At 69.0% G+C, this 22,688-nt stretch carries 18 protein-coding genes; 10 read left to right on the top strand and 8 right to left on the bottom strand.

Translation table 11 applies throughout. From position 1 onward, the window contains the following. Positions 1-24 precede the first annotated feature (24 nt). The 6 genes from glgB to CFB82_RS36305 form a co-directional block, all read right to left on the bottom strand. The gene (gene glgB / locus CFB82_RS36325; protein ID WP_089487182.1) at positions 25-2,232 is read right to left on the bottom strand and encodes a 1,4-alpha-glucan branching protein GlgB; all 2,208 of its coding nucleotides are present in this window, start codon (positions 2,230-2,232) and stop codon (positions 25-27) included. Then, on the bottom strand, positions 2,229-5,642 hold the full coding sequence (treS, locus tag CFB82_RS36320; protein WP_089487248.1) for a maltose alpha-D-glucosyltransferase: 3,414 nt from the start codon (positions 5,640-5,642) through the stop codon (positions 2,229-2,231). Before treS ends, glgB begins: the two co-directional genes overlap by 4 nt. Continuing rightward, on the bottom strand, positions 5,642-9,034 hold the full coding sequence (locus CFB82_RS36315) for a maltotransferase domain-containing protein (protein WP_089487181.1): 3,393 nt from the start codon (positions 9,032-9,034) through the stop codon (positions 5,642-5,644). The genes treS and CFB82_RS36315 overlap by 1 nt, the downstream gene beginning before the upstream one ends. A 148-nt stretch (positions 9,035-9,182) precedes the next feature. Then, entirely contained in the window at positions 9,183-9,671 is a 489-nt protein-coding gene (locus tag CFB82_RS36310; RefSeq protein WP_089487180.1) for a phage protein NinX family protein, read from the bottom strand. Between the two features lie 28 nt (positions 9,672-9,699). After that, positions 9,700-9,834: a hypothetical protein gene (locus tag CFB82_RS44275; RefSeq protein WP_256990639.1), complete on the bottom strand. Its 135-nt coding sequence runs from the start codon at positions 9,832-9,834 to the stop codon at positions 9,700-9,702. 91 nt (positions 9,835-9,925) lie between these two features. Then, complete coding sequence (locus CFB82_RS36305; RefSeq protein ID WP_089487247.1) at positions 9,926-10,210, bottom strand: hypothetical protein; 285 nt, start codon at positions 10,208-10,210, stop codon at positions 9,926-9,928. Positions 10,211-10,555: 345 nt separating this feature from the next. On the opposite strand from CFB82_RS36305, the gene CFB82_RS36300 reads away from it, so the two are divergent. Continuing rightward, a complete protein-coding gene (locus CFB82_RS36300) occupies positions 10,556-10,798 on the top strand; it encodes a DUF6566 family protein (protein ID WP_089487179.1) in 243 nt (80 codons plus the stop codon). A gap of 109 nt (positions 10,799-10,907) precedes the next feature. Here the strand turns inward: CFB82_RS36300 and CFB82_RS36295 are convergent, their stop codons facing one another. Then, positions 10,908-11,582 carry an HAD family hydrolase gene (locus CFB82_RS36295; RefSeq protein ID WP_089433660.1) on the bottom strand — a complete coding sequence of 225 codons (675 nt, stop codon included), beginning with the start codon at positions 11,580-11,582 and terminating at the stop codon, positions 10,908-10,910. 214 nt (positions 11,583-11,796) lie between these two features. On the opposite strand from CFB82_RS36295, the gene CFB82_RS36290 reads away from it, so the two are divergent. After that, complete coding sequence (locus tag CFB82_RS36290) at positions 11,797-12,981, top strand: sugar transporter (RefSeq protein WP_089487178.1); 1,185 nt, start codon at positions 11,797-11,799, stop codon at positions 12,979-12,981. A 37-nt stretch (positions 12,982-13,018) separates the two neighbouring features. Here CFB82_RS36290 and CFB82_RS36285 read toward each other — a convergent pair whose 3' ends face one another. Next, positions 13,019-13,795, bottom strand: coding sequence for an SDR family NAD(P)-dependent oxidoreductase (locus CFB82_RS36285; RefSeq protein WP_089487177.1), 777 nt, complete (start codon positions 13,793-13,795; stop codon positions 13,019-13,021). A 184-nt stretch (positions 13,796-13,979) separates the two neighbouring features. Here CFB82_RS36285 and CFB82_RS36280 point away from each other — a divergent pair, with 184 nt between their 5' ends. From CFB82_RS36280 to benB, 8 genes are all read left to right on the top strand, one after another. Next, positions 13,980-14,882, top strand: a complete 903-nt coding sequence (locus CFB82_RS36280) for a LysR family transcriptional regulator (protein WP_089487176.1) — start codon at positions 13,980-13,982, stop codon at positions 14,880-14,882. Positions 14,883-15,116: 234 nt separating this feature from the next. Beyond that, positions 15,117-15,554: a hypothetical protein gene (locus CFB82_RS36275; RefSeq protein WP_143751026.1), complete on the top strand. Its 438-nt coding sequence runs from the start codon at positions 15,117-15,119 to the stop codon at positions 15,552-15,554. Between the two features lie 305 nt (positions 15,555-15,859). After that, positions 15,860-16,573 (top strand): helix-turn-helix transcriptional regulator, encoded by a 714-nt coding sequence (locus CFB82_RS36270; protein WP_089449571.1) that lies wholly within the window; start codon positions 15,860-15,862, stop codon positions 16,571-16,573. A gap of 102 nt (positions 16,574-16,675) precedes the next feature. Then, the gene (gene iaaH, locus CFB82_RS36265) at positions 16,676-18,160 is read left to right on the top strand and encodes an indoleacetamide hydrolase (RefSeq protein ID WP_089487174.1); all 1,485 of its coding nucleotides are present in this window, start codon (positions 16,676-16,678) and stop codon (positions 18,158-18,160) included. A 421-nt stretch (positions 18,161-18,581) separates the two neighbouring features. Further along, a complete protein-coding gene (locus tag CFB82_RS36260) occupies positions 18,582-19,718 on the top strand; it encodes a muconate/chloromuconate family cycloisomerase (RefSeq protein ID WP_089487173.1) in 1,137 nt (378 codons plus the stop codon). A 53-nt stretch (positions 19,719-19,771) separates the two neighbouring features. Beyond that, positions 19,772-20,716: a catechol 1,2-dioxygenase gene (gene catA, locus CFB82_RS36255; RefSeq protein WP_089487172.1), complete on the top strand. Its 945-nt coding sequence runs from the start codon at positions 19,772-19,774 to the stop codon at positions 20,714-20,716. 114 nt (positions 20,717-20,830) lie between these two features. Beyond that, on the top strand, positions 20,831-22,189 hold the full coding sequence (locus tag CFB82_RS36250) for a Rieske 2Fe-2S domain-containing protein (protein WP_089487171.1): 1,359 nt from the start codon (positions 20,831-20,833) through the stop codon (positions 22,187-22,189). Further along, the gene (benB, locus tag CFB82_RS36245; RefSeq protein ID WP_089487170.1) at positions 22,186-22,674 is read left to right on the top strand and encodes a benzoate 1,2-dioxygenase small subunit; all 489 of its coding nucleotides are present in this window, start codon (positions 22,186-22,188) and stop codon (positions 22,672-22,674) included. The genes CFB82_RS36250 and benB overlap by 4 nt, the downstream gene beginning before the upstream one ends. The last annotated feature ends 14 nt before the right edge of the window (positions 22,675-22,688 follow it).

Here is a 22,688-nt window from a genome sequence, read left to right as displayed (position 1 = left end):
TCTCCGTGTCCAGGGTGCGGGAAATCAGGTAGGGCGCAGCCATAGCGTCGCGAGCGGCGGCAGGCGCAGGGTGGCCGACCACGCCTCGCCGTGCGCGGGCACGGCTTCGGCCCACACGGCGCCGTCGTTGCCGGCGTTGGTGCCGCCGTACGGTGCGGCATCGGTGTTCATCAGTTCGCGCCACTGTCCGGGCGCGGGCAGGCCGACGCGATAGCTCGCGCGCGGCACCGGCGTGAAGTTGCAGATGGCGACCACCAGGTGCCCGGCGTCGTCGCGGCGCGCGAACGCGAACACGCTGTTGTCGCGGTCGTCGCCGATCAGCCAGGAGAAGCCGGCCGCGTGGCAGTCGAGCGCATGCAGCGCGGGCTCGGCCGCATACGTGCGGTTCAGGTCGCGCACGAGCCGCTGCACGCCGCGATGCGCGGGTGCGTCGAGCAGATCCCAGTGCGGCGTCGCGTCATGCGCGAACTCGGCCCATTGCGCGAATTCGCTGCCCATGAACAGCAGCTTCTTGCCGGGGTGGGCCCACATGAAGCCGAAGTACGCGCGCAGCGTCGCGAGCCGCTGCCACGCGTCGCCCGGCATCTTCGCGACGAGCGAGCCCTTGCCGTGCACGACCTCGTCGTGCGACAGCGGCAGCACGAAGCGCTCGGAGAACGCGTACACGAGCCCGAACGTCATCCGGTCGTGGTGATAGCGGCGATGCACCGGGTCTTCGCGCAGATACGCGAGCGTGTCGTGCATCCAGCCCATGTTCCACTTGAAGTCGAAGCCGAGCCCGCCGTCGCCGGTCGGCGCGGTGACGCCCGGCCACGCGGTCGATTCCTCCGCGACGGTGACGACGCCCGCCGGCGCAGCCGCACCGTGCAGCGTGTCGTTCATCATGCGCAGGAACGCGACCGATTCGAGGTTCTCGCGGCCGCCGTGCACGTTCGGCACCCATTCGCCTTCGGCGCGCGAATAGTCGCGGTACAGCATCGACGCGACCGCGTCGACGCGGATGCCGTCGACGTGATACCGGCGCGCCCACGCGAGCGCCGACGCGGCGAGGAACGCGCCGACTTCCGTGCGCCCGACGTTGAACACGCAGGTGTGCCAGTCGGGATGCAGCCCTTCGCGCGGGTCGGCGTGCTCGTACAGCGCGGTGCCGTCGAATTGCGCGAGGCCATGCGGATCGTCGGGGAAGTGCGCGGGCACCCAGTCGACGAGCACGCCGATGCCGGCCGCGTGCGCACGGTCGACGAAGCGCGCGAAACCTTCGACCGGCCCGAAGCGCGCGGACGGCGCGAACTGCGCGAGCGGCTGGTAGCCCCACGAGCCGCCGAACGGGTATTCGGCGATCGGCATGAATTCGACGTGCGTGAAGCCCATGCCCTTCACGTACGGAATCAGCCGCTCGGCGAGTTCGTCCCAGGTCGCGCTGCGGTTCATTTCCTCGGGCACGCGTTGCCACGATTCCGCATGCACCTCGTAGATCGACCACGGCACACGGTAGCGGTCGGCGTGCGGCCGCGCGTGCATCCAGCCGTCGTCGTGCCACGCGAACGCGTCGAGCGCCGCGACGTCGGCGACGACCGACGCCGTGCGCGGCGGCGCCTCGGTCGCGCGCGCACAGGGATCGGCCTTGTGCGGCAGCACGCGCCCGTCGGCCGCGCGCACCTCGTACTTGTAGCATTCGCCCGCGCCGATGCCCGGCACGAACAGCTCCCACACGCCCGACGGCCGCCGCAGCCGCATCGGATGCCGGCGGCCGTCCCAGCCGTTGAAATCGCCGACCACCGACACGCGCTGCGCGTTCGGCGCCCAGACCGCGAAGCGCACGCCGTCGGTGCCGTCGATGCGCGCGGGCGCGGCGCCGAGGCAGTCGAGCACGGCGGCCGGGTCGCCGGCCGACAAGCGGGCGAGCACGGCGTCGTCGAGCAGCGTGCCGAACGCATACGCATCGTCGATCACCTGCCGCGCGTCGGGCCAGTCGATCGCGAGCAGGTAGTGGGGCGCGCCGCCGTTGCGCGGGATCGTCCCCGCGAAGCAGCCGGCGCGATCGACGCACGCGAGCGCGCCGAGGTCGGCGCCTTCCGGCGACAGCGCGTGCACGCTTTTCGCGCCGGGCAGCAGCGCGCGCACGACGACCTGGTCGGCCTGCCCGTGCGGGCCGAGGCACGCGAACGGATCGGGATGGCGGCCGGCGAGCAGCGCATCGATATCGGATCGTTCGAACAGCGTTCCGGTCATTGCGACCCTCCTTCGGCGGATGCACCGCCGTCACCGAGCAGCCGTTCGACCAGTGCGGCGAGCCCGCCGACCGGCACGCTCAGCCAGTCGGGCCGGTTCGCGGCTTCGTAGCACAGCTCGTACGACGCCTTGTCGATCAGGAACAGCGCGAGCAGGCGATCGGCGTAGCGCGGGTCGACGAAACGCGCGGGGGCCTGCTCGGTGGCCGTGCGATAGCAGTCGACGAAGCGGTCGGCGGCGGCTTGCCCGAAGCGATCGAACAATGCGCGCTTGCGGCCGGCCGCCTGCGGCGGCGCCTTCTCGATCGCGAACTGCGCGGTCGCGCTCACGTACGACAGCGAACGCAGCAGGCCGGCCACGTCGCGCAGCGGATGCGATTTCGCGCGGCGGTGTTCGAGCGGGCGCGCCGGCTCGCCTTCGAAGTCGATCAGCAGCGCGTCGCCCTGCACGTCGAGCACCTGGCCCAGATGGAAATCGCCGTGTATCCGCATGCATTGCGCCTCGAGCGTGCGCGGCACGAGCTCGCCGAGCGCGCGGACGGCCGCGTCGCGCGACGCGAGCAGCGTGTCGGCCGCCGCGCGCATTGCAGGGTCGAGCGCATCGAGCCGCGTGCGCAGCACGTCGAGCGCGTGCTGGAACGACGCGATCGCGTCCGCGCACCAGCCGTCGACATGGCCGGGCGTCGCGGGCTCCGGCGCGAACGCGGGATCGTCGGACGGCTGCGCGAGCGCGACGTGCAACTGGCCGAGCCGCGTACCGATGATCCCGGCGAACGCCGCATAGCCGAGCAGCGCTTCGGGTTCCTCGTCCGTGTCGCCGGTGTCCTCTTCGTCGGCGGCCGGCAGCGCGAGCTCGTCCACCGCGCGCCGCAGGAAGTCGAACGAGCGCGTCCACGCGTCGCCCTGGTTGTCGACGTAGCGCTGCAGGATCGCGACCGTGTGCGGTGTGCCGTCCGGATCGACGTGCACGACTTCGCCCGCGAGCGTCGCGGTGTTCGGGTAGCCGATCCGCGTCAGGTAGCGGCTCATTTCCGCTTCCGGATGTATGCCGTGCGCGACCTTGCGCACCAGCTTCAGCACGATCGCGTCGCCGATCACGAGCGAGCTGTTGCTCTGCTCGGCCGCGAGCCAGCGCACTTCGGCGTCGTCGCCGGGATCGAGTGCGGCGAGCGCGTCTTCCGGCAGGAACGCGAGCCGGCCGCCGTCGGCGGTCGGCACCGTCGCGCTGTCGCGCAGCTTGCGCAGCATCCCGTGCGCGAACGCCGGCAGCGCGAACGCGTCGGTCAGGTAGCCGACCGAATGGCCGCGCCGCACGCGCGCCAGCGCCAGCTGCGCAAACAGCGGCTGCGAGGTTTCACCGCCCCACGCGACCGCGAGCGGCACGACGTAGCGTTCGACATGGCCCGTCTCACCGGATTCGACCCAGGCTTCCGCATACTGGAACGGTTCGCCCGACACCGGCGTGACGACGTTCAGCCTGGCCGTGCCGATCGCGCGGTCCTTCGACGCGAACCAGCGCCGCCGCGCGAGCCACGAGGGCAGTGCGTCGTGCGCGAGCACGTGCAGCTGTTCGACGTCCGGCCACGTATCGCCGCGCCGCATCACGAGCGTCACGTATTCGGGCAGCGGCTCCGCATGGGGCTGCCGCCACGACGGCTCGCGGCCGTGCTCGGCCAGCACGAACCATAGGAATCCGTAGGGCGGGAAGGTCAGCAGGTACGTGAGCTGCCCGATCGGCGGAAACGGCGAATCCGACGTCATCTCGATCGGCACGCGGCCCGCGAATTCGGACAGGTCGAGCTCGACGGCCTGCGACGCCCGCGACAGGTTCGCGACGCACAGCACCGGATCGTGGCCGTCCAGCTCGCGCAGGTACGCGAGCACCTTGCGGTTCTCCGGACGCAGGAAGCGGATCGTGCCGCGGCCGAACGCCTGCGACGCGCGGCGCGTCGACAGGATGCGGCGCGTCCAGTTCAGCAGCGAATGCGGGTCGCGCGTCTGCGCCTCGACGTTGACCGCGTCATAGCCGTACAGCGCGCCCATCACCGGCGGCAGCACGAGCTGTTCGGGGTCGGCGCGCGAGAAGCCGCCGTTGCGGTCCGACGACCACTGCATCGGCGTGCGCACGCCGTCGCGGTCGCCGAGGTGGATGTTGTCGCCCATCCCGAGCTCGTCGCCGTAGTAGATCACCGGTGTGCCGGGCATCGACAGCAGCAGCGAGTTGATCAGCTCGATGCGGCGCCGGTCGCGTTCCATCAGCGGCGCGAGCCGGCGCCGGATGCCGAGGTTCAGCCGCGCGCGCCGGTCGGTCGCATAGGTCTGCCACAGCAGGTCGCGCTCGGAGTCGGTGACCATCTCGAGCGTCAGCTCGTCGTGGTTGCGCAGGAATACGGCCCACTGATTGCTCGGCGCGAGTTCCGGCGTCTGCCGCATGATGTCGACGATCGGGAAGCGGTCCTCGCTCGCGATCGACATGTAGATGCGCGGCATCAGCGGGAAATGGAACGCCATGTGGCATTCGTCCTCGTTGCCGAAATATTCCTGCACGTCTTCCGGCCACTGGTTCGCCTCGGCGAGCAGCATCCGGTTCGGATACTCGGCGTCGATCGTCGCGCGGATCTGCTTCAGGATCGCATGCGTCTCGGGCAGGTTCTCGTTGCTGGTGCCTTCCCGCGCGACGAGATACGGCACCGCGTCGAGCCGCAGCCCGTCGATGCCGAGGTCGAGCCAGAAGCGCATCACCTGCATCACCTCGCGCACGACGGCCGGGTTGTCGAAGTTCAGGTCCGGCTGGTGCGAATAGAAGCGGTGCCAGTAGTACTGGCCGGCGATCGGGTCGTGCGCCCAGTTCGACGTTTCCGTATCGAGGAAGATGATCCGCGTGCCCGCGTATTTCGTGTCGGTGTCGGACCACACGTAGTAGTCGCGATGCGTGGAGCCGCGCTTCGCGCGGCGTGCGCGCTGGAACCACGGATGCTGGTCCGACGTGTGGTTGATCACCAGCTCGGTGATCACGCGAATGCCGCGCGCATGCGCTTCGCGGATGAAGCGCCGCACGTCGGCCAGCGTGCCGTAGTCGGGGTGCACGTCGCGGTAGTCGGCGATGTCGTAGCCGTCGTCGCGACGCGGCGACGGGTAGAACGGCAGCAGCCAGATCGTGTCGACGCCCAGTTCGGCGATGTAGTCGAGCTTCGCGATCAGGCCGGGGAAATCGCCGATGCCGTCGTTGTTCGAGTCGTAGAACGACTTCACGTGCACCTGGTAGATGATCGCGTCCTTGTACCACAGCGGATCGTCCGCGCAGAGCGCCGGCGCGCGACGGCGTGCGCGGCGCCGGCGCGGGGTGCCGGCCGGCGCCAGCGACGGGAATTGCGCGCGGCGTACGTCGTCGAGGGAATCTTCGCGTTTCATCATCCATGGGCTCCCGAGGATGGCCGGGCGTCGCCCGGTCCGCGCGCCGCCGCCCGCGCGGCGCCTGTTGACGGCGTGAGCCGCCAGATCGCATACGGGCGCACATGCGGATCGAGCGAGACGTACTGGCGATGTCCGCGCCAGGTTTCCGCATGCGTGGCGTCCTGTTCGAGCGCGTCGAGCGGTTCGCCGTCGACGAGCCCCAGGCCGCGCCACAGCGACGCATCCAGCGTGAAGTTCGCGACCTGCGGATGCCACGGATCGGTGCTGATCGCGACGACGACCACGCTGTCGAACGCCGGCGTCGCCTTCACGAACACGAGCACCGAGTCGTTGTCCGCGTCGGCGAACGTGAGGCCGAGATGCGTCTGCAGCGCCGGGTTGGCGCGCCGCGCGCGGTTCAGCCGCGCGACCTCGGCGCCGATATGCGCGGCCTTGCTCCAGTCGCGCGCCCGCAGCTCGTACTTCTCCGCGTCCGCGTATTCCTCGCTGTCGGGCAGCGGGGCCGATTCGCCGAGCTCGAAGCCCGAGTACAGGCCCCACGAGCCCGCCAGCGTCGCCGCGAGCGCCGCGCGGATCACGAACTGCGTGCGCGGCGCGTTCTGCAGGTGGCGCGGATTGATGTCGGGCGTGTTGACGAAGAAGTTCGGCCGGAAGAATTCGCGCGCCGGGCCGGTCGTCAGCTCGGTCAGGTAGTCGATGAATTCGCGCTTCGACTCGCGCCACGTGAAGTACGTGTACGACTGCGAGAAGCCGACCTTCGCGAGTCGGTACATCATGCCCGGCCGTGTGAACGCTTCGGACAGGAACACCACGTCCGGGTGCCGGCCGCGCACGTCGTCGATCATCCACGCCCAGAACGGCAGCGGCTTCGTGTGCGGGTTGTCGACGCGGAAGATCCGCACGCCCGCGTCGACCCAGAACAGCACCGCGTCACGCAGCGCGAGCCACAGGTCGGGCAGTGCGTCCGGCGCGTAGAAATCGGGGTTCACGATGTCCTGGTAGCGCTTCGGCGGATTTTCCGCGAAGCGCAGCGAGCCGTCGGGCCGCCACGCGAACCAGCCCGGATGCGCGGCGAGCCACGGATGGTCGGGCGAGCACTGGATCGCGAAATCGAGCGCGATCTCGAGCCCGTGGCCGCGCGCGGCATCGACCAGCGCGCGGAACGATTCGAGCGTGCCGAGCTGCGGATGCACGGCCGTGTGGCCGCCGTCCGGCGAGCCGATCGCGTAAGGGCTGCCGACGTCGTCGGGCCCGGCCTTCAGGCTGTTGTTGCGCCCCTTGCGCGCGGTCGTGCCGATCGGGTGGATCGGCGGGAAATACAGCACGTCGAAACCCATGTCGCGGATGCGCGGCAGGTGCGCGATCACGTCGTCGAACGTGCCGTGCCGGTGCGGATCGTCGCTCGCCGAGCGCGGAAACATCTCGTACCAGCTGGAGAAGCGCGCCGCGCGGCGCTCGACCTCGACCGGCCAGGTCGTTTCATCGTGCGTGACGAACGGGCGGTAGCGCAGCGCCGCGAACGCATCGGCAAGCGGCGCCGCGCCGAGCTGCGCGAGCTGCGTGTCGGCCGGCGCGTCCTTGAATTCGGCGATGCACTGTTTCATCTGCGTGAGCGCGCGTGCGTCGAGCGGATGGGCGAACTTGAGTGCGGTCGCGAGCAGCAGCTGCGCTTCGCGCAGTTCGAGCGTTACGTCCTGGCCGGCCGCGTGTTTCTTCGCGACATCGTCGACGAGCGATGCCCAGTCGTCGCGCCAGGCAATCACGCGAAATTCATGGCGGCCGAGCCGATCGAGCGTGACGCGTGCGTGCCAGCGGTCGTTCGGTTCGGCTTCGAACGGGATTTCGCGCCAGTCGTCGTCGCCGGCGGCGCGCCACTGCAGCGCGGCCGCGAGATGCGCGTGCCCGTCGGTGAAGATCGATGCGTGGACGACGAGCGTCTCGCCGATCACGCGCTTGACCGCGAAGCGGCCGCCGTCGACCGACGGCTCGACGCGCTCGATCGCGATCCGGTCGGCCGCGAGCGCCGCGGACACCATGCCGCGCTCGTGTGCGGCGTCGTGGCGGGTCGTGACGGGCGGCGCCCGCCATGCATGCAGCAGCGCGTACGCGCCGGGTTCGAGCGTGAACGGTTCGAGCGCGGCCGGCGGGTGGGTTGGCGTGCCGCCGTGCGTGGCGACGCGCGTGAATCCGCCCGGCACGCCGGGCAGGATCGTCGCGGGGTCGACCGTCACTGCTGCATCGAGATCGGGATTCAACGCGATCAGCAGCGCGGCGGTGTCCTGTTCGAGCGACGGCCCGGTGCCGCGCAGCAATGCGGTTGCCGGTGCGCCAGGCGCGCTCAACTGCGCGATTTCGCCGCGCGCGGCCGCAACGGGCGTGGCGCGGCGCCACGCGTTCGCATCGGCGATCGTGCCCGACAGGTCGAAGCGCGCGCGCTCGAACGCGGCGCGGTAGCGCGCCGCATCGGCGTCGCGCGCCATCAGCGGCACCGTGACGCCGCGCTCGAAGCCCATCGGCACGAGCCAGCCGGTGCCGACGGCGGCAGCGGTCCACAGTGCGCGGCGATAGGCGCGGGCGACGGTGTCGTCCGGCGCATCGGGCCAGTCGTCGGCGAGGCGCGTGCCGTCGAGCGCGTCGGGAAACGCGATCGGCGAGCCGATGCGCCGCAGCAGCCGGTGTTCGTCGACGAACCACGGGGCACGCAGGTCCCACCAGCGCACCGATGAAAACACCGCGTCGAACCCGGCGCCTTCGAGTTGCGCCAGCGCGTCGCGCGCATGGCCGGGCACGCCGGCGAGCACCGCGACGTCCGGGCGCGTACGGCGCAGCGCCGCGCGCCAGCCGGGCCACCAGTCGGCCGGCAGATGATGCGGCGCGTCGATCAGGAAGCCGGCCGCGCCCGCATCGGCGAACGCGGCGAGGTGTTTGCACCACCACGCGGACAGCGCGTCGCGCGCGGCTTCATCGCCGAGGTTCGCATGGGCGACATCCAGCGCGTGCGCGGTGCCGCGCGGATCGATCAGCGCGTCGTCGTGCGTGTGCTCGACGTACCAGTCCGGATGCTCGGCGCGCAGCGGGTTCTCGCGCGCGACACGATCCGGCACGACTTCGAGCAGCAGGCGCAGCCCGTGGCCGTGTGCAAGCTGGGCGAGCCGGGAGAAGGTTTCGAGCGCGCTCGCGCGTGTCGCGAACGATTGAGCCGGACGCCGGAAATCGGCCACGTGGCGCGGAAAGCCGGCGACGCTCGCGGCCCAGAACGCGCCGACGAGCACGTGATCGAAGCCCAGGCCGGCGGCCTGCGCGAACGTCTGCGGCCATGCGTCGAGCGGTCCGACGAGGCGGGCGTCGCAGAACTGGATATGCGGAGCGAAGATCGGCGTGGAGTCCATGGCGCGGGTGTACGGGCGGCGGTCGGTGACGCCGGTTCGCCGCAACGCGCGTGCCTGCCGGGTGGTTTCCCGTGGGGCAAGGGCGGGTGCGCGACCCGCGGCGGCGGGGACTGTCGTTTTTACATGCCCGCTGGGTACCTGCATGCACTTATATGCGCGGCACCGAGCGGATATCCGTGCTGTCGCCCGTGGCACGATCGTCATCGGCTTCGGGAAGCAGCACGCCGGGATCGCAGCGCACCACCGCACCGTGTTCGATCCGGTGCGGGAACGGCGGCGGTGCATCGATTTCGTCGCCAAAGCGTGCGCGCACGAACGCCCGCAGCAAGGCCACGCGCGCATCGCGCCCGTGCGCGCCGCAGGTGCACGGGCCGTCGACGAAGGTCGCGTCGCATTCGACGTCGTCGCCGTGCCGTGCGATTCGAAGATCGTCGACACGGTCGAGCACCGCGCCCGCGTCGGACCACGACGCCGACGGCACGAAACACGTGTCGAGCCGCCTGAGTGCGTCGCACGCAGCCGTCACGACCAGGTGCGGTGCGACGGCGGTGAAACGCAGCGTGTCTTCGTCGTCGGCGCACAGCGCGCGTGCGCACCAGTAGTCGAGAGCGTTTCCGTCGAGTGCGTCGGTTCGCATGGGCCGGCTCCGTCGGATCAAAACGGGCTCACCGCGCAAGCGACGTGCCCGCTGCGGGCGTCGCGCGCAGCCGCGCGACCGGCGGATCGCGATCGAACGCCGGCCAGCCGCTCACGTTGCGATGCACGGCTCCGTCGAACAGCCGCTCCCGGAGCCCCCCCATCCGGGTCCGGCGAGCTTGCCGGGCATACGCTCGGGAACGTGCGCGACACCTGCGGCTCTCTCGTCGGCGCATGTCGCGCGGTCTGGCACGATCACCATGCGTCGACGTCCCGGTTGCCGTCGATCCGCTGCAGCAGCGCGTCGCACCGTTCGCGCAGCGCGTTCAGTTCCGGTGAATCGGCGTCGAGCCGCACACGTTCGCCGCTGTCGGGATCGCGGTTCGCGATCGCGATGTCGTAGATCCCCTGCGCGATCGTCGCGGACGCGTCCGCGATCCTGACTCGCGCAAGCCATCCGCATTCGGCGTGATGGCACGCGAGCCACATACGCTGCACGTCGACGAGCTGACCGGTCGTGAGCCATGCACCGGACCGCATGCGCGCAGCCAGTTGGCTCGTCACGAGATAGGAGAGCAGATCGGTCGTTTGATTCACACGAGGCTCCTGGGCGAAGGGTCGGGACGTTCGATCCGCGAGCCGGGTCGCGGGAGCGGAGCCGGGGAAGGCGTCGGTGCGCGGATCGTCGTCCGGTTGCAGGGGGGAACCGCTTCGCGGGCTCGCGATGCTTGCCCATGGGCGGTTCGACACGCGATCGGCGCGCAAACCGCGTGCCAGCGGGCGGGCACCGGGCACGGCGCGTGCGCATCGGGCCGACGGGGCGCGCGGCGATCATGCGGCGCGTATTTTTTGCATCGTCATCGCAGATAGGTACAGGAGGCCACCGTGCAAAATCAACAGGACGCACAGGTTCGTGACCCGTATCGCGGGCACGAGATCCGCGTGTGGGCGCGGCGCAACGACAGCGGTGCGTGGCGCGACGAGGTGCAGGTGTATGTCGGCGGCAAGCGCATCGAGCTGCTCGCGCCGGCGGCCGACGGCCCCGACTGGATGACCGAGAACGAAGCGCTGCTTGCGGGCGTCGAGCGGGGCCGTTATCTGATCGACAAGCGCATCGACGACGATTGAGGTGCTCGGCGGCCACGTGCCGACATGGCGGAGGCGTGGCCGGTGGTCGCTCGCGACCTGACGAAACCGACGGCGATCCGGCGAAGGTGCCGTCGGCGAAGCAGGCGTTTCAGGGCCGCGCGGCAATCTCGTCGAGATGCCACAGCAGATCGGCCGGATCGTCGTACACGCGCAGTGCGCCCGCGCGTTCGAGTTCATCGCTGCCGTAACCGCCGGACAGCAGCCCGACGCCGAGCGAGCGGCAGCGGGCGGCGGCGAGCATGTCCCAGATGCTGTCGCCGACCACGACCGTGTGTTCGATCGGCACGTTCAGTTGCGCGGCGGCCGTCAGGAACAGGTCGGGGTCCGGTTTCGCGTACTTGACCTGGTCGCGCGTGACCACCACGTGCTTCGCCGGATCGACGCCGAGCGCCTCCAGATTGATGGCGGCCGTTTCCATCCGCCCGCTGGTCGCGATCGCCCAGCGAATGCCCGCTGCTGATAGCGCGGCCAGCAGTTCGCGCGCACCCGGCAGCGGCCGGACCTGCGCACGCAGCCGCTGGTACGCGGCTGCATGGAGGCGCGCCAGCCGCTCGACGCGCTCGGCGTCGAGGTCGCCCGACGTCTCGCGCAGCAGCTGATTCAGGAACAGGCCGCCGCTCATGCCGATCTTGCGGTGGATGCGCCACACCGACAGTTCGATACCTTCGGCATCGAGCGCTTCCTTCCACGCGAGCACGTGCTGGTAGACGCTGTCGACGAGCGTGCCGTCGAGATCGAACAGAAAAGACGTTTCAATGCGCATGTAACTCTCCTGGCTCGATGGGGCTCGAGCGAACGGGGCGTGAGAAGCCGGTCGGCACATTATCGGCGCATGGCGATGTCGTGACCATGTCCCGCGGCCCGCCGACGCCGCCCCGCGCCGCGCCGCGTCATGTGCCGCTGGTACAATCGCGGCGATCGCCGGGCCGGGTTCTCCGCGCCGCGCGCCCCCAACCCTCGTCTCGCCGATTCCAGGTATGGCTACACCGGACGCCGTCAGTTCCAAGCACTCGTGGTGGGGTGTCCTGACCCTGGCACTCACCGCCTTCATCTTCAATACCACCGAATTCGTGCCCGTCGCGCTGCTCAGCGCGATCGGCGACAGCCTGCACATGCAGCCGACCGACGTCGGCCTGATGCTGACGATCTACGCATGGGCCGTGGCCGTCGTGTCTTTGCCGCTGACACTGGCCACGCGCCATGTCGAGCGCCGCAAGCTGCTGACGGGGGCGTTGCTGGTGTTCATCGCGAGCCACGTCGTGACCGGTGTCGCGTGGAATTTCGCGGTGCTGATGGTCGGCCGGCTGGGCATCGCGTGCGCGCATGCGGTGTTCTGGTCGATTTCCGTGCCGCTGGCCGTGCGGCTCGCGCCGAGCGACCGGAAAAGCCGCGCGCTCAGCCTGCTGGCGATGGGCACGGCGATCGCGATGGTGGCCGGCATTCCGCTCGGGCGCGTGGTCGGCGAGACGTTCGGCTGGCGCGTCACGTTCCTGATCATTGCCGGCGCGGCGGGCGTCGCGTTGCTGCTGCTGCGCGCGACGTTGCCGGTATCGCCGAGCCAGGGCGCCGGGTCGCTCGGCAGCATCGGCGTGTTCCTGCGCAAGCCCGCGCTGGTGGCGCTGTACGCGATCACCGTGCTCGTCGTGTCCGCGCACTTCACGTCGTACACGTACATCGAGCCCTTCGTCCAGCGCGTCAACCATGCGAGCAGCAGCCGGATCACGTATGTGCTGATCCTGTTCGGCGTCACCGGCATACCGGCCGCGATCTGCTTCAACCGCATCTATCCGCACCGGCCGGACGACTTCCTGCTCGGGTCGATCGTCGCGCTGGCGGGATGCCTGCTGATCCTGTTCCCGTGCGCGCTGAACATCGTCACGCTGTCCGTGCATACGCTGGTCTGGGGCGGGGCGATCGTCTGCTTCGGGCTGGCGATGCAGGCATGGGTGCTGAAGCTGGCGCCGGAGGGAACCGACCTCGCGGTGTCGATCTTCTCCGGGCTGTACAACGTCGGGATCGGCGCGGGCGCGCTGATCGGCAACCATATCGCGAGCGACTTCGGGCTGCCGTGGGTCGGCACGTTCGGCGGCGTGGTCGGCGCGGTGGCGGTCGGGATCGCGTGGCTGGCGCTGCGGCTGCATGCGAGGCAGGCGGTGGCCTAGGGCCTGTTCACGCTAATAACGGACTTGCGCTTGCCCGTCATGCCACCGAGTAACCGCCGTCGGCCACGAGCGCATGCCCCGACACATAGCTGGAGTCGTCCGACGCGAGGAACGCGACGATCGTCGCCATCTCCTCGGCGGAGCCCCAGCGTCCTGCCGGCGTCGATGCGGCAAACGCCTGTTGCGCCTCTTCCGACGGCCAGATGCCGCGATGATGGAACGGCGTCTCGATCAGCCCCGGGCACAGTGCGTTCACGCGCACGCCACGCTTGAACCATTCGATCGAAGCAGTCTTCGTCATCCCGATCACCGCGTGCTTGCTCGCGATATAGACCGATGCATTCTCGAAGCCGATCAGCCCGCCCATCGATGCGTTGTTGATGATGCTGCCCGAACCCTGCCGCAGCATGATTTGAGCGGCGTACTTCATCGAGTTGAACACGCCGCGCACGTTCGGTTCGAACACCCTGTCGAACCGCTCGGCATCCTGCTCGAGCAGCGGCGCGAACACGCCTTCCGTGCCGGCATTGTTGAAAGCGATGTCGAGGCGTCCGTAGGTCGCCACCGTGAAATCGAACAGCTTGCGCAGATGGTCTTCGTTCGCGACGTCCGCGACGAAGGCCCGGGCTTCGCCGCCGGCGGTCACGATGGCGTCGGCCAGCTGATCGAGTTCGGGCTTGCGCCGCGCGGAGACGACGACCTTGGCGCCGCGACGCGCGAGTTCGATCGCGGACGCGCGGCCGATGCCGGAGCTGGCGCCCGTCACCAGGGCGATGCGGCCGTCGAGTGGGGCGGGTTTCGTGCTTGCGTTCATGATGAGATTCTCCAGAGTGAGGGATGAAAGCGGCGCATGTGGCTGAGTTGAATCGGTTGCGATGCACGCCTGATGGGCATTGTGGTCGCTCGCGCGTCGTAAAAAAATGGAACAATGGCGCATTCAGAATTCCCGTTTCGGGAATGAAAAGCGCTGCCGCATGCGCGTGCCACGAGGGTTCTCCATGCTCAACCGACTCGACATCCTGAAGATCTTTTCCGCGGCCGCCGCGGCGCCCACGTTCCGCGAGGCGGCGGCGCGCCTCGGCGTGTCGCCGCAGGTCGTGACGCGCGCGGTGCGTGAACTGGAGGAGATGCTCGGCGAAACGCTGTTTCACCGCACGACGCGGAGCATCCGGATCACCGCGTTCGGGCAAGCCTTCGCGCGTGATGCGCAGACGGCGCTGGCTGCCGTCGACGGGCTGTTCGGGCCCGCGACGGGCCAGGCCGACGAGCCGGTGGGCGTCGTCCGGATCACGGCGCCGTCGGGCATGGGGCGTCATTACGTCCAGCCGATCCTGAGCGATCTCATGCAGCGGTATCCGGGGCTCGTGCCCGACCTGCGGCTGTCGGACGTGCCGTCGCCGGTGGTCGACGAGCAGATCGACATCGGCGTGCGCGTCGGGGCGATCGGCGACAATCGTTTCGTCGCACGCATGGTCGGGCCGTTGCCGATGTGGATCGTCGGCGCGCCGTCGCTGATCCGGCGGCTGGGTGAGCCCAGGAACCGCAAGGAACTCGAATCGATGCCGGTCACGTGCCTGATCGATCGCGCGAGCGGCCGCGCGTGGCCGTGGATGTTTCGGGGGGAGCACCAGTTCGTCCCGTCGTCGCCGGCGTATCTGACGGACGATACCGAGGTGGAGATCGAGGCCGTATGTGCGGGGGTGGGGCTGGGGCAGTGCTCGGAATACCTCGTCCGGCCGTACGTCGACAAGGGGCGCCTCGTGAGGCTGCTGCCCGGCCTCGAACCCGAGCCGTGGAAGCTGCACGTCTATCGGCCGCGGCGCGGGCCGATGCCCCGGCGCATCCGGGTCGTGTACGACGCGCTGGTGGCGAAGCTCGCGGACGCGACGTGGCGAGGGTAGGCGGTGCGGCCCGGCCGCGGGGCGCGTTGGCGCGAAGCGGTGTCGACCACCGCTCGCCGCCGCCGGCACACCTGCGAAACAGTCACCTGCGAGTCACGTGCTTGGCGCGCGGCCATCCGGCCTGGCGTGGTCGCGCCATTCGCCGCCATGCACGCGGCAAGCCGACATATTGCGGCATCATCATGGAGCCGACGCACCGGCGATCGGTGCCCGATATTCGACAGGAGACTGTGCATGCCGATACCCCGGATTGAAACCCGCGACGCAATGGGCGACCCCGATGTGGTCTATCTCAACCCGGATCACGTGCTGTGGATGTCGCAGCCGACCGCTGCGCAGCGGCGGCCGGGCGGCACGGCCATTCGCGTGGACGACCGCGTGAAGGGCGGATCGTTGCTGATGGCCGACAACCCACCGGCCGCTCGACTGCTGCAGGATCTCGGGCCGTTCGTGACGGTGACGCTGGCGAACCCGTCGTCCGACTATCCGGACGGTCTCGTGCATGTGCGTGCGCAGGCGATCGTCAAGATCGCGACGGACGACCACGACAAGCCGCTCGCCGAGCGCACGCTCGGCTGGGTCCACGTGCAGGACGGCTCCGCGTTCAAGATCAGGGATTACGCCGGCGTGGCCGCGCAATGGCAGGCGTCGTTGGCGGCGGTCGGCCGCTGAGCGGGGGCTCCACTTGGCGCCATGACGCAGCGGCCGGCGTGCCGCAGTGGGCCGGCCGTGGTTCGCCTCGGGAAAAAGGCCGTTTTGCCTCGTGCTCCCTGGCGAACCGCTCAGGTGCCGGCGGGCCGGGCGAACCATGAGCCCGCTCGGCGCCGTAGTCGATATGCGATACGCAGTACGTCGATCAGCCGGGTAACATGGCGCATCGCGACGCACCCATGCCCGTTCGGGCCTTCGCCGCGAAAGCGCTCGTCGCAGCGCTCGATGCAGGTGTTCTCCACCGGCTTGCCGAGGAACCGTCCGTCATGAACCTTTCCGTGTCCGATATCACGCCGGCGGAACTCCGGCTGTTCGGCGACATCGTCGCCCGCCTGGAAGAGCTGGGGCCGGCCGTCGACGTGAGGACGGTCGTGCTACCCGCGATCACGCAGCTGCTCCGCGCCGATTTCGCCGCGTCGTTCGATTGCGACGAACACACCGGGCTGTGGCGCAACGGGTTTTCGTACAACGTCGATCCGTTGCAGATCGCCCGGTACGAAGCGTGGTTCCAGCATATCGATCCGGTCACGTCGCCACTGCGCGCGCGCCGCGTGGCGACCTGCGTCGACGAGGTGGTCAGCCGGCGCGAGCTGGAGCAGACCGAGTTCTACAACGATTTCCTGTGTCGCGACGGCATGCACCACGGCATCAACGTCTATGCGTTCGACGGCGCGACCCATGTGGGCGACCTGCGCATCTGGCGGGCGCAAGGGCGGCCCGATTTCACCGAGCGCGACAAGCTGCTGCTGAACGGCATCGAGCCGTTTTTCCGGCGCGCGCTGCTGCGGCGGCGCCATGCGTGCGCGGGGCTGACCGAGCGCGAGAGCGACGTCGCGCGGCTGGTTGCCGCCGGCTATACCGACAAGGACGTCGCGCGCACGCTCGGCATCGGGGTGCCGACGGTCCGCACGCACCTGCGGCGCGTGATGGCGAAGAAGGGCGTCGCCAACCGCGCGAGCCTCGCGGCCGCGCTGGCGTAACCGGTCGCGCGGCTGGCGGCCGGGGTCATCCATTGTGATGATGGGCGTCAAAATCGGCGCGCCCTACCTTGTGACGATCACCCGTTACGAGGAACGACGACGATGCCCACCCTGGGAACCTTGACACTGACCGAAGCCCGGAACGCGCTCCTGCGCCGTGAGTTTTCCTGTGTCGAATACGCGTACGCAACGATCGAGCGGCACGCACGCTGGCGCTACCTGAACGGCTTTACGTGCGTCGACGATGCGCGGCTGCTTGCCGAAGCGGCCCGCTGCGACCGCGACCTCGCGACATCGGCCACCCGGCACGCGCTGCTGGGCCTGCCGATCGCGATCAAGGACAACATCGACACCGCGTGCCTGCCGACCGGCAACGGCACGCTGGCGCTGCACAACCGCGTGCCGCCGCAGCATGCGCCGGTCGTCGCGCGGCTGCTGGCGCAAGGGGCGCTGATCGCGGGCAAGGCCAACCTGCACGAACTGGCGCTCGGTGTGTCCGGCAACAACCGCGTGACGGGCGCGGTACGCAATCCCTATGACTTCAACCGGATTCCGGGCGGCAGCAGCAGCGGCTCGGGCGCGCTGGTTGGCGCGGGCGTGGTACCCGCCGCGCTCGGGACGGACACCGGCGGCTCGGTCCGGATTCCGGCGGCGCTGTGTGGTGCCGTCGGTCTTCGCCCGACCGTGGGGCGCTACCCGTCGGCCGGCGTGGCGCCGATTTCGCGCACGCGCGACACCGTCGGCCCGATCGCGCGCTCGGTCGAGGACATCGCGCTGCTCGACGCGATCCTGTCCGGCGCCGGCACCGGTGCCGGTGCGCCGCCGGCGCTGCCGGCCCGCAGCGCGACGCGCCCCGTGCGCCTGGCGGTCCCGCGCACGACGTTCTGGCGAGGCCTCGCACAGGATGTCGAAAGGGTGGCCCATGCCGCGGTGGCGAAGCTGGAGCAGGCGGGATTCGAGTGCGTCGACATCGACCTGAACGACTATCCGGGGTTCTTCGACGACGAGCCGGCCGTCATCGCCATGTACGAATTCCGGTCGTCGATGCACGCCTATCTGGTCGAGAACGGCTACGACCTGTCGGTCGACGACATCGTCGCGAACGTGGGGAGCCCGGACGTCGCGAAGATCGCCCGCCATATCACCGGCCCGGACGGTATCGGCGAAGCGGCGTACCGCACCGCGCTCGACCGGCGTACGCGGTCGCGTGCCGCGTATCGGCAGTGCCTCGCCGACAGCGGAGCCGATGCGCTGGTGTTTCCGACCACGATCGCGACCGCGTGCCCGATCCCGGCGGGCGACACGATGATGCTCAACGGCGAGACCGCGTCGGTGTTCTCGACCTACATCCGGAATACCGAGCCGGGCAGCAATGCCGGCGTACCGGGCATGACCGTCCCGGCCGGCCTGACGGCGGCCGGGCTGCCGGTCGGCCTCGCACTGGACGGGGCGGCCGGCACCGATCGCGAACTCATCGCGGTCGCGCTGGAGGTCGAGCGGGTGCTCGGGCGGCTGCCGGCGCCGGACGACGGGTATGGGGTGGAGGGCAGGCTGGGCGGTTATCCGGGCGTCGATGGCGAAGCGTGACACGGTGCCGCCGCGCCCCGGGGCGCGGCGGCGGTTGAATTGCCGGAGCCGGTGACGCTCGCCACGAATCCGGCCGCCAACCGCGCATATCGAGAAACTCGCCCACGAGCCCCCGGCGAGGCATCAGGAAAACCCTGACAGCGGCCCACCAAGGCCGCTTTTTTGCGTCGCCGCGCGCGTGGCGACCGATGCCATTCCCGTCTCCGGACATCCGTATCCCGGGTAACCGCTCCCCTCGATCCAGCGCGGCTTCCCGGCCGTATTGCCTGTCATCGTGGGTATGGTAACCAGCGATATCCAGCGAATATTCTCGAATTTCAATACCTGTCAGGTATTGAAATGACCGCCTAAAAGTATTGGACGCTCGATTCGGCCGAGACGTATAAATCGCCTCAAGAACTTCACCCCCACGGCGAGCCCCATGTCCTCCGTCACCATCGAACGCATCGAAACCCGCCTCGTCGACCTGCCGACGATCCGCCCGCACAAGCTGTCGGTGGCCACGATGCACGGCCAGACACTGATGCTCGTGAAGGTGCTCTGCAGCGACGGCGTGACGGGCCTCGGCGAAGGCACCACGATCGCCGGCATGGCGTACGGCCCGGAAAGCCCCGAGGCGATGAAGCTCGCGATCGACACGTATCTCGCGCCGGCGATCATCGGCAAGGACGCGACGCGCATCCAGACGCTGATGGCGTTCGTCGGCAAGCTCGCGAAGGTCAATCACTTCGCGAAGAGCGCGCTCGAAACCGCGCTGCTCGACGCGCACGGCAAGCGGCTCGGCGTGCCGGTGAGCGAACTGCTCGGCGGCCGCCGCCGCGACCGCCTGCCGGTCGCGTGGACGCTCGCATCGGGCGACACGGCCACCGACATCGCCGAAGCCGAGCGGATGCTCGACCAGCGCCGCCACAACGTATTCAAGCTGAAGATCGGCGCGAAGTCGCCCGACACGGATATCCGCCACGTGGCCGAGATCAAGAAGGCCGTTGGCGATCGCGCGTCGGTACGTGTCGACGTGAACATGGCGTGGAGCGAAACGCAGGCGGCCCGCGCGATTCCGGCGCTGGCCGATGCCGGCTGCGAACTGGTCGAGCAGCCGGTGGCCTCGGCCGCGGCGCTGGCGCGCCTGATGCGCCGCTTCCCGATCGCGCTGATGGCCGATGAAATCCTGCAGGGCCCCGACAGCGCCTTCGACATCGCGAAGTATCACGGCGCGGACGTGTTCGCGATCAAGATCGAACAGAGCGGCGGCCTGTTCGCCGCGCAGCGCGTCGCCGCGATCGCCGATGCGGCCGGCATCGAGCTGTACGGCGGCACGATGCTCGAAGGCGCGTTCAGTACGGTGGCGTCCGCGCACCTGTTCGCGAGTGTCGCGAACCTGCAGTGGGGCACCGAACTGTTCGGGCCGCTGCTGATCACCGAAGAGATCCTGACGCAGCCGCTCGACTACAGCGACTTCGAACTGACCGTGCCGGACGGCCCTGGCCTCGGCATCGAACTCGACGAGGACAAGGTCAGGCGTTTCACCCGCGACGGGCTGACGAAAGTCGCGCGATAACCCGGGCCAGGCAAAGGCCGTCATTCCCCCCCAATACACGTGGAGACACCATCATGAGCGTCAAAGTTTTCGAGTCCCGGGAAGTGCAGGACCTGCTGAAGGCCGCGTCGAACGCGGGCGCGAACGGCACGAAGGGCGGCAACGCGCGCACGCAGCAGGTCGTGCTGCGGCTGCTCGGCGACCTGTTCAAGGCGATCGACGATCTCGACATCACGCCCGACGAGGTGTGGGCCGGCGTCAACTACCTGAACAAGCTCGGCCAGGACGGCGAAGCGGCGCTGCTCGCGGCCGGCCTCGGCCTCGAGAAGTATCTCGACATCCGGATGGATGCCGCGGACAAGGCGGTCGGCCTCGACGGCGGCACGCCGCGCACGATCGAAGGGCCGCTCTATGTGGCCGGCGCACCGGTGCGCGACGGCGTGTCGAAGATCGACCTCGACGCGGACGACGGCGCGGGCCCGCTCGTGATCCACGGCACGGTGACGGGACTCGACGGCAAGCCGGTCGCGGGCGCGCTGGTCGAATGCTGGCACGCGAATTCGCACGGCTTCTATTCGCACTTCGACCCGACCGGCAAGCAGAGCGATTTCAACCTGCGCGGCGCGGTGAAGACGGGCGCCGACGGCAAATACGAATTCCGCACGCTGATGCCGGTGGGCTACGGCTGCCCGCCGCAGGGCGCGACGCAGCAGCTGCTGAACGGCCTCGGCCGCCACGGCAACCGCCCGGCGCACGTGCACTTCTTCGTCGACAGCCACGACCACCGCAAGCTGACGACGCAGTTCAACATCGCCGGCGACCCGCTGATCTGGGATGACTTCGCGTATGCGACGCGCGAGGAGTTGATCCCGCCCGTGGTCGACAAGACCGGCGGCACGGCGCTCGGCCTGAAGTCCGATGCGTACCAGGACATCGAGTTCAACTTCGTGCTGACGCCGCTGGTGCAGGGCAAGGACAACCAGATCGTCCACCGCCCGCGCGCAGCCGCGACGGCGTAACCGCCCGCCGGCGCGGCGCCGATGCGCCGCCGCCGGCCGGGTTCCCGCGAGATTCAACCGATTACCGATGCGAGCGTGCTTGCAGGACGCGGCACGCGCATGGGAGGAGCCAACATGTCCGCCACGATCGACCAAGCCACCGACCTGGATCACCTGCTCGCCACCGCCGTGCAGGACGACAAGGAGGCCGGCGTATTCCGCTGCCGCCGCGACATCTTCACGAACGCCGAGCTGTACGAACTGGAGATGAAACACATCTTCGAGAGCAACTGGGTGTATCTGGCGCACGAAAGCCAGATCCCGGACAACAACGACTACTACACGACGTGGATCGGCCGCCAGCCGATCGTGATCACGCGCGACAAGACCGGCGAGCTGCACGCGGTGATCAATGCCTGTGCGCACAAGGGTGCGATGCTGTGCCGCCGCAAGCACGGCAACAAGGGCAGCTTCACGTGTCCGTTCCACGGCTGGACCTTCTCGAACACCGGCAAGCTGCTGAAGGTGAAGGACGAGAAGACGACCGAGTATCCGGTGCAGTTCAACACGAACGGCTCGCACGACCTGAAGAAGGTCGCACGCTTCGCGAACTACCGCGGCTTCCTGTTCGGCAGCCTCAGCGCCGACGTGCTGCCGCTCGAGGACTACCTCGGCGAGGCGCGCGTGATCATCGACCAGATCGTCGACCAGGCGCCGAACGGGCTCGAAGTGCTGCGCGGCAACTCGTCCTACATCTACGAAGGCAACTGGAAGATGCAGATGGAGAACGGCTGCGACGGCTACCACGTCAGCACCGTGCACTGGAACTACGCGGCGACGATGGGCCGCCGCAAGGAAGACGGCACCAAGGCCGTCGATGCGAACAGCTGGAGCAAGTCGGTCGCGGGCGTGTACGGCTTCGACAACGGCCACATCCTGCTGTGGACGCAGACGATGAACCCGGAAGTGCGGCCGGTGTATCAGCACCGTGAAGAGATCAAGGCGCGCGTCGGCGACGTGCAGGCCGACTTCATCGTCAACCAGACCCGCAATCTGTGCGTGTACCCGAACGTGTTCCTGATGGACCAGTTCAGCACGCAGATCCGCGTGGTGCGGCCGCTCGGCGTCGACAAGACCGAAGTCACGATCTTCTGCTTCGCGCCGAAGGGCGAGAGCGAGACCGACCGCACGATCCGGATCCGCCAGTACGAGGATTTCTTCAACGTGACGGGCATGGGCACGGCCGACGATCTCGAAGAGTTCCGCGCGTGCCAGGCCGGTTACGCGGGCATTACGGCGATGTGGAACGACCTGTCGCGCGGCGCGCCGTTGTGGGTCGACGGGCCCGACGAGAACGCGAAAAAGATGGGACTGAACCCGCGCATTTCCGGCGAGCGCAGCGAGGACGAAGGGCTGTTCGTGTGCCAGCACGAACACTGGGTGCACGTGATGCGCGATGCGCTGAAGAAGGAACGCGGGGAGGTGGCAGCATGAGCTTCGATTACCGGATCATTTGCGCGGCGCTGTATCGCGAAGCGCGCCTGCTCGACGATCGCCAGTGGGATGAGTGGTTGACCTGCTACACGGAGGACGTCACGTACTGGATGCCCGCATGGGACGACGACGATCGGCCGACCGACGATCACCAGCGCCAGATCTCGCTCATGTACTACCCGGACCGCGGCGGTCTCGAGGATCGCGTGTTCCGGATCAAGACCGAGCGCAGCGGCGCATCGACGCCCGAGCCGCGCACCAGCCACAACGTGACGAACGTCGAGGTGCTGGCCGAACGCGACGACGAGGTGGACGTGCGCTACAACTTTCACACGCTGAACCACCGCTACCGCGTGACCGATCACTTCTTCGGCACGATGTTCGTCACGTTGCGCCAGGTGGGCGATGAACTGCTGATCTCGTACAAGAAGATCGTGCTGAAGAACGACTACATCCGGCAGGTGCTCGACGTCTATCACGTCTGACGCCCGTTGTTTCG

It is taken from the genome of Burkholderia sp. HI2714, from assembly GCF_002223085.1.
Taxonomy (GTDB): Bacteria; Pseudomonadota; Gammaproteobacteria; order Burkholderiales; family Burkholderiaceae; genus Burkholderia; species Burkholderia lata_D.
Note: the sequence above shows the minus strand (reverse complement) of the source record. Positions and strands in the feature narration are given on the sequence as shown.

Coding starts and splice junctions, on each gene's coding strand:
- glgB (WP_089487182.1), bottom strand. CDS start 2,232: ATGACCGGAACGCTGTTCGAACGATCCGATATCGATGCGCTGCTCGCC.
- treS (WP_089487248.1), bottom strand. CDS start 5,642: ATGAAACGCGAAGATTCCCTCGACGACGTACGCCGCGCGCAATTCCCG.
- CFB82_RS36315 (WP_089487181.1), bottom strand. CDS start 9,034: ATGGACTCCACGCCGATCTTCGCTCCGCATATCCAGTTCTGCGACGCC.
- CFB82_RS36310 (WP_089487180.1), bottom strand. CDS start 9,671: ATGCGAACCGACGCACTCGACGGAAACGCTCTCGACTACTGGTGCGCA.
- CFB82_RS44275 (WP_256990639.1), bottom strand. CDS start 9,834: ATGGGGGGGCTCCGGGAGCGGCTGTTCGACGGAGCCGTGCATCGCAAC.
- CFB82_RS36305 (WP_089487247.1), bottom strand. CDS start 10,210: ATGCGGTCCGGTGCATGGCTCACGACCGGTCAGCTCGTCGACGTGCAG.
- CFB82_RS36295 (WP_089433660.1), bottom strand. CDS start 11,582: ATGCGCATTGAAACGTCTTTTCTGTTCGATCTCGACGGCACGCTCGTC.
- CFB82_RS36290 (WP_089487178.1), top strand. CDS start 11,797: ATGGCTACACCGGACGCCGTCAGTTCCAAGCACTCGTGGTGGGGTGTC.
- CFB82_RS36285 (WP_089487177.1), bottom strand. CDS start 13,795: ATGAACGCAAGCACGAAACCCGCCCCACTCGACGGCCGCATCGCCCTG.
- CFB82_RS36280 (WP_089487176.1), top strand. CDS start 13,980: ATGCTCAACCGACTCGACATCCTGAAGATCTTTTCCGCGGCCGCCGCG.
- CFB82_RS36275 (WP_143751026.1), top strand. CDS start 15,117: ATGCCGATACCCCGGATTGAAACCCGCGACGCAATGGGCGACCCCGAT.
- CFB82_RS36270 (WP_089449571.1), top strand. CDS start 15,860: ATGAACCTTTCCGTGTCCGATATCACGCCGGCGGAACTCCGGCTGTTC.
- iaaH (WP_089487174.1), top strand. CDS start 16,676: ATGCCCACCCTGGGAACCTTGACACTGACCGAAGCCCGGAACGCGCTC.
- CFB82_RS36260 (WP_089487173.1), top strand. CDS start 18,582: ATGTCCTCCGTCACCATCGAACGCATCGAAACCCGCCTCGTCGACCTG.
- catA (WP_089487172.1), top strand. CDS start 19,772: ATGAGCGTCAAAGTTTTCGAGTCCCGGGAAGTGCAGGACCTGCTGAAG.
- CFB82_RS36250 (WP_089487171.1), top strand. CDS start 20,831: ATGTCCGCCACGATCGACCAAGCCACCGACCTGGATCACCTGCTCGCC.
- benB (WP_089487170.1), top strand. CDS start 22,186: ATGAGCTTCGATTACCGGATCATTTGCGCGGCGCTGTATCGCGAAGCG.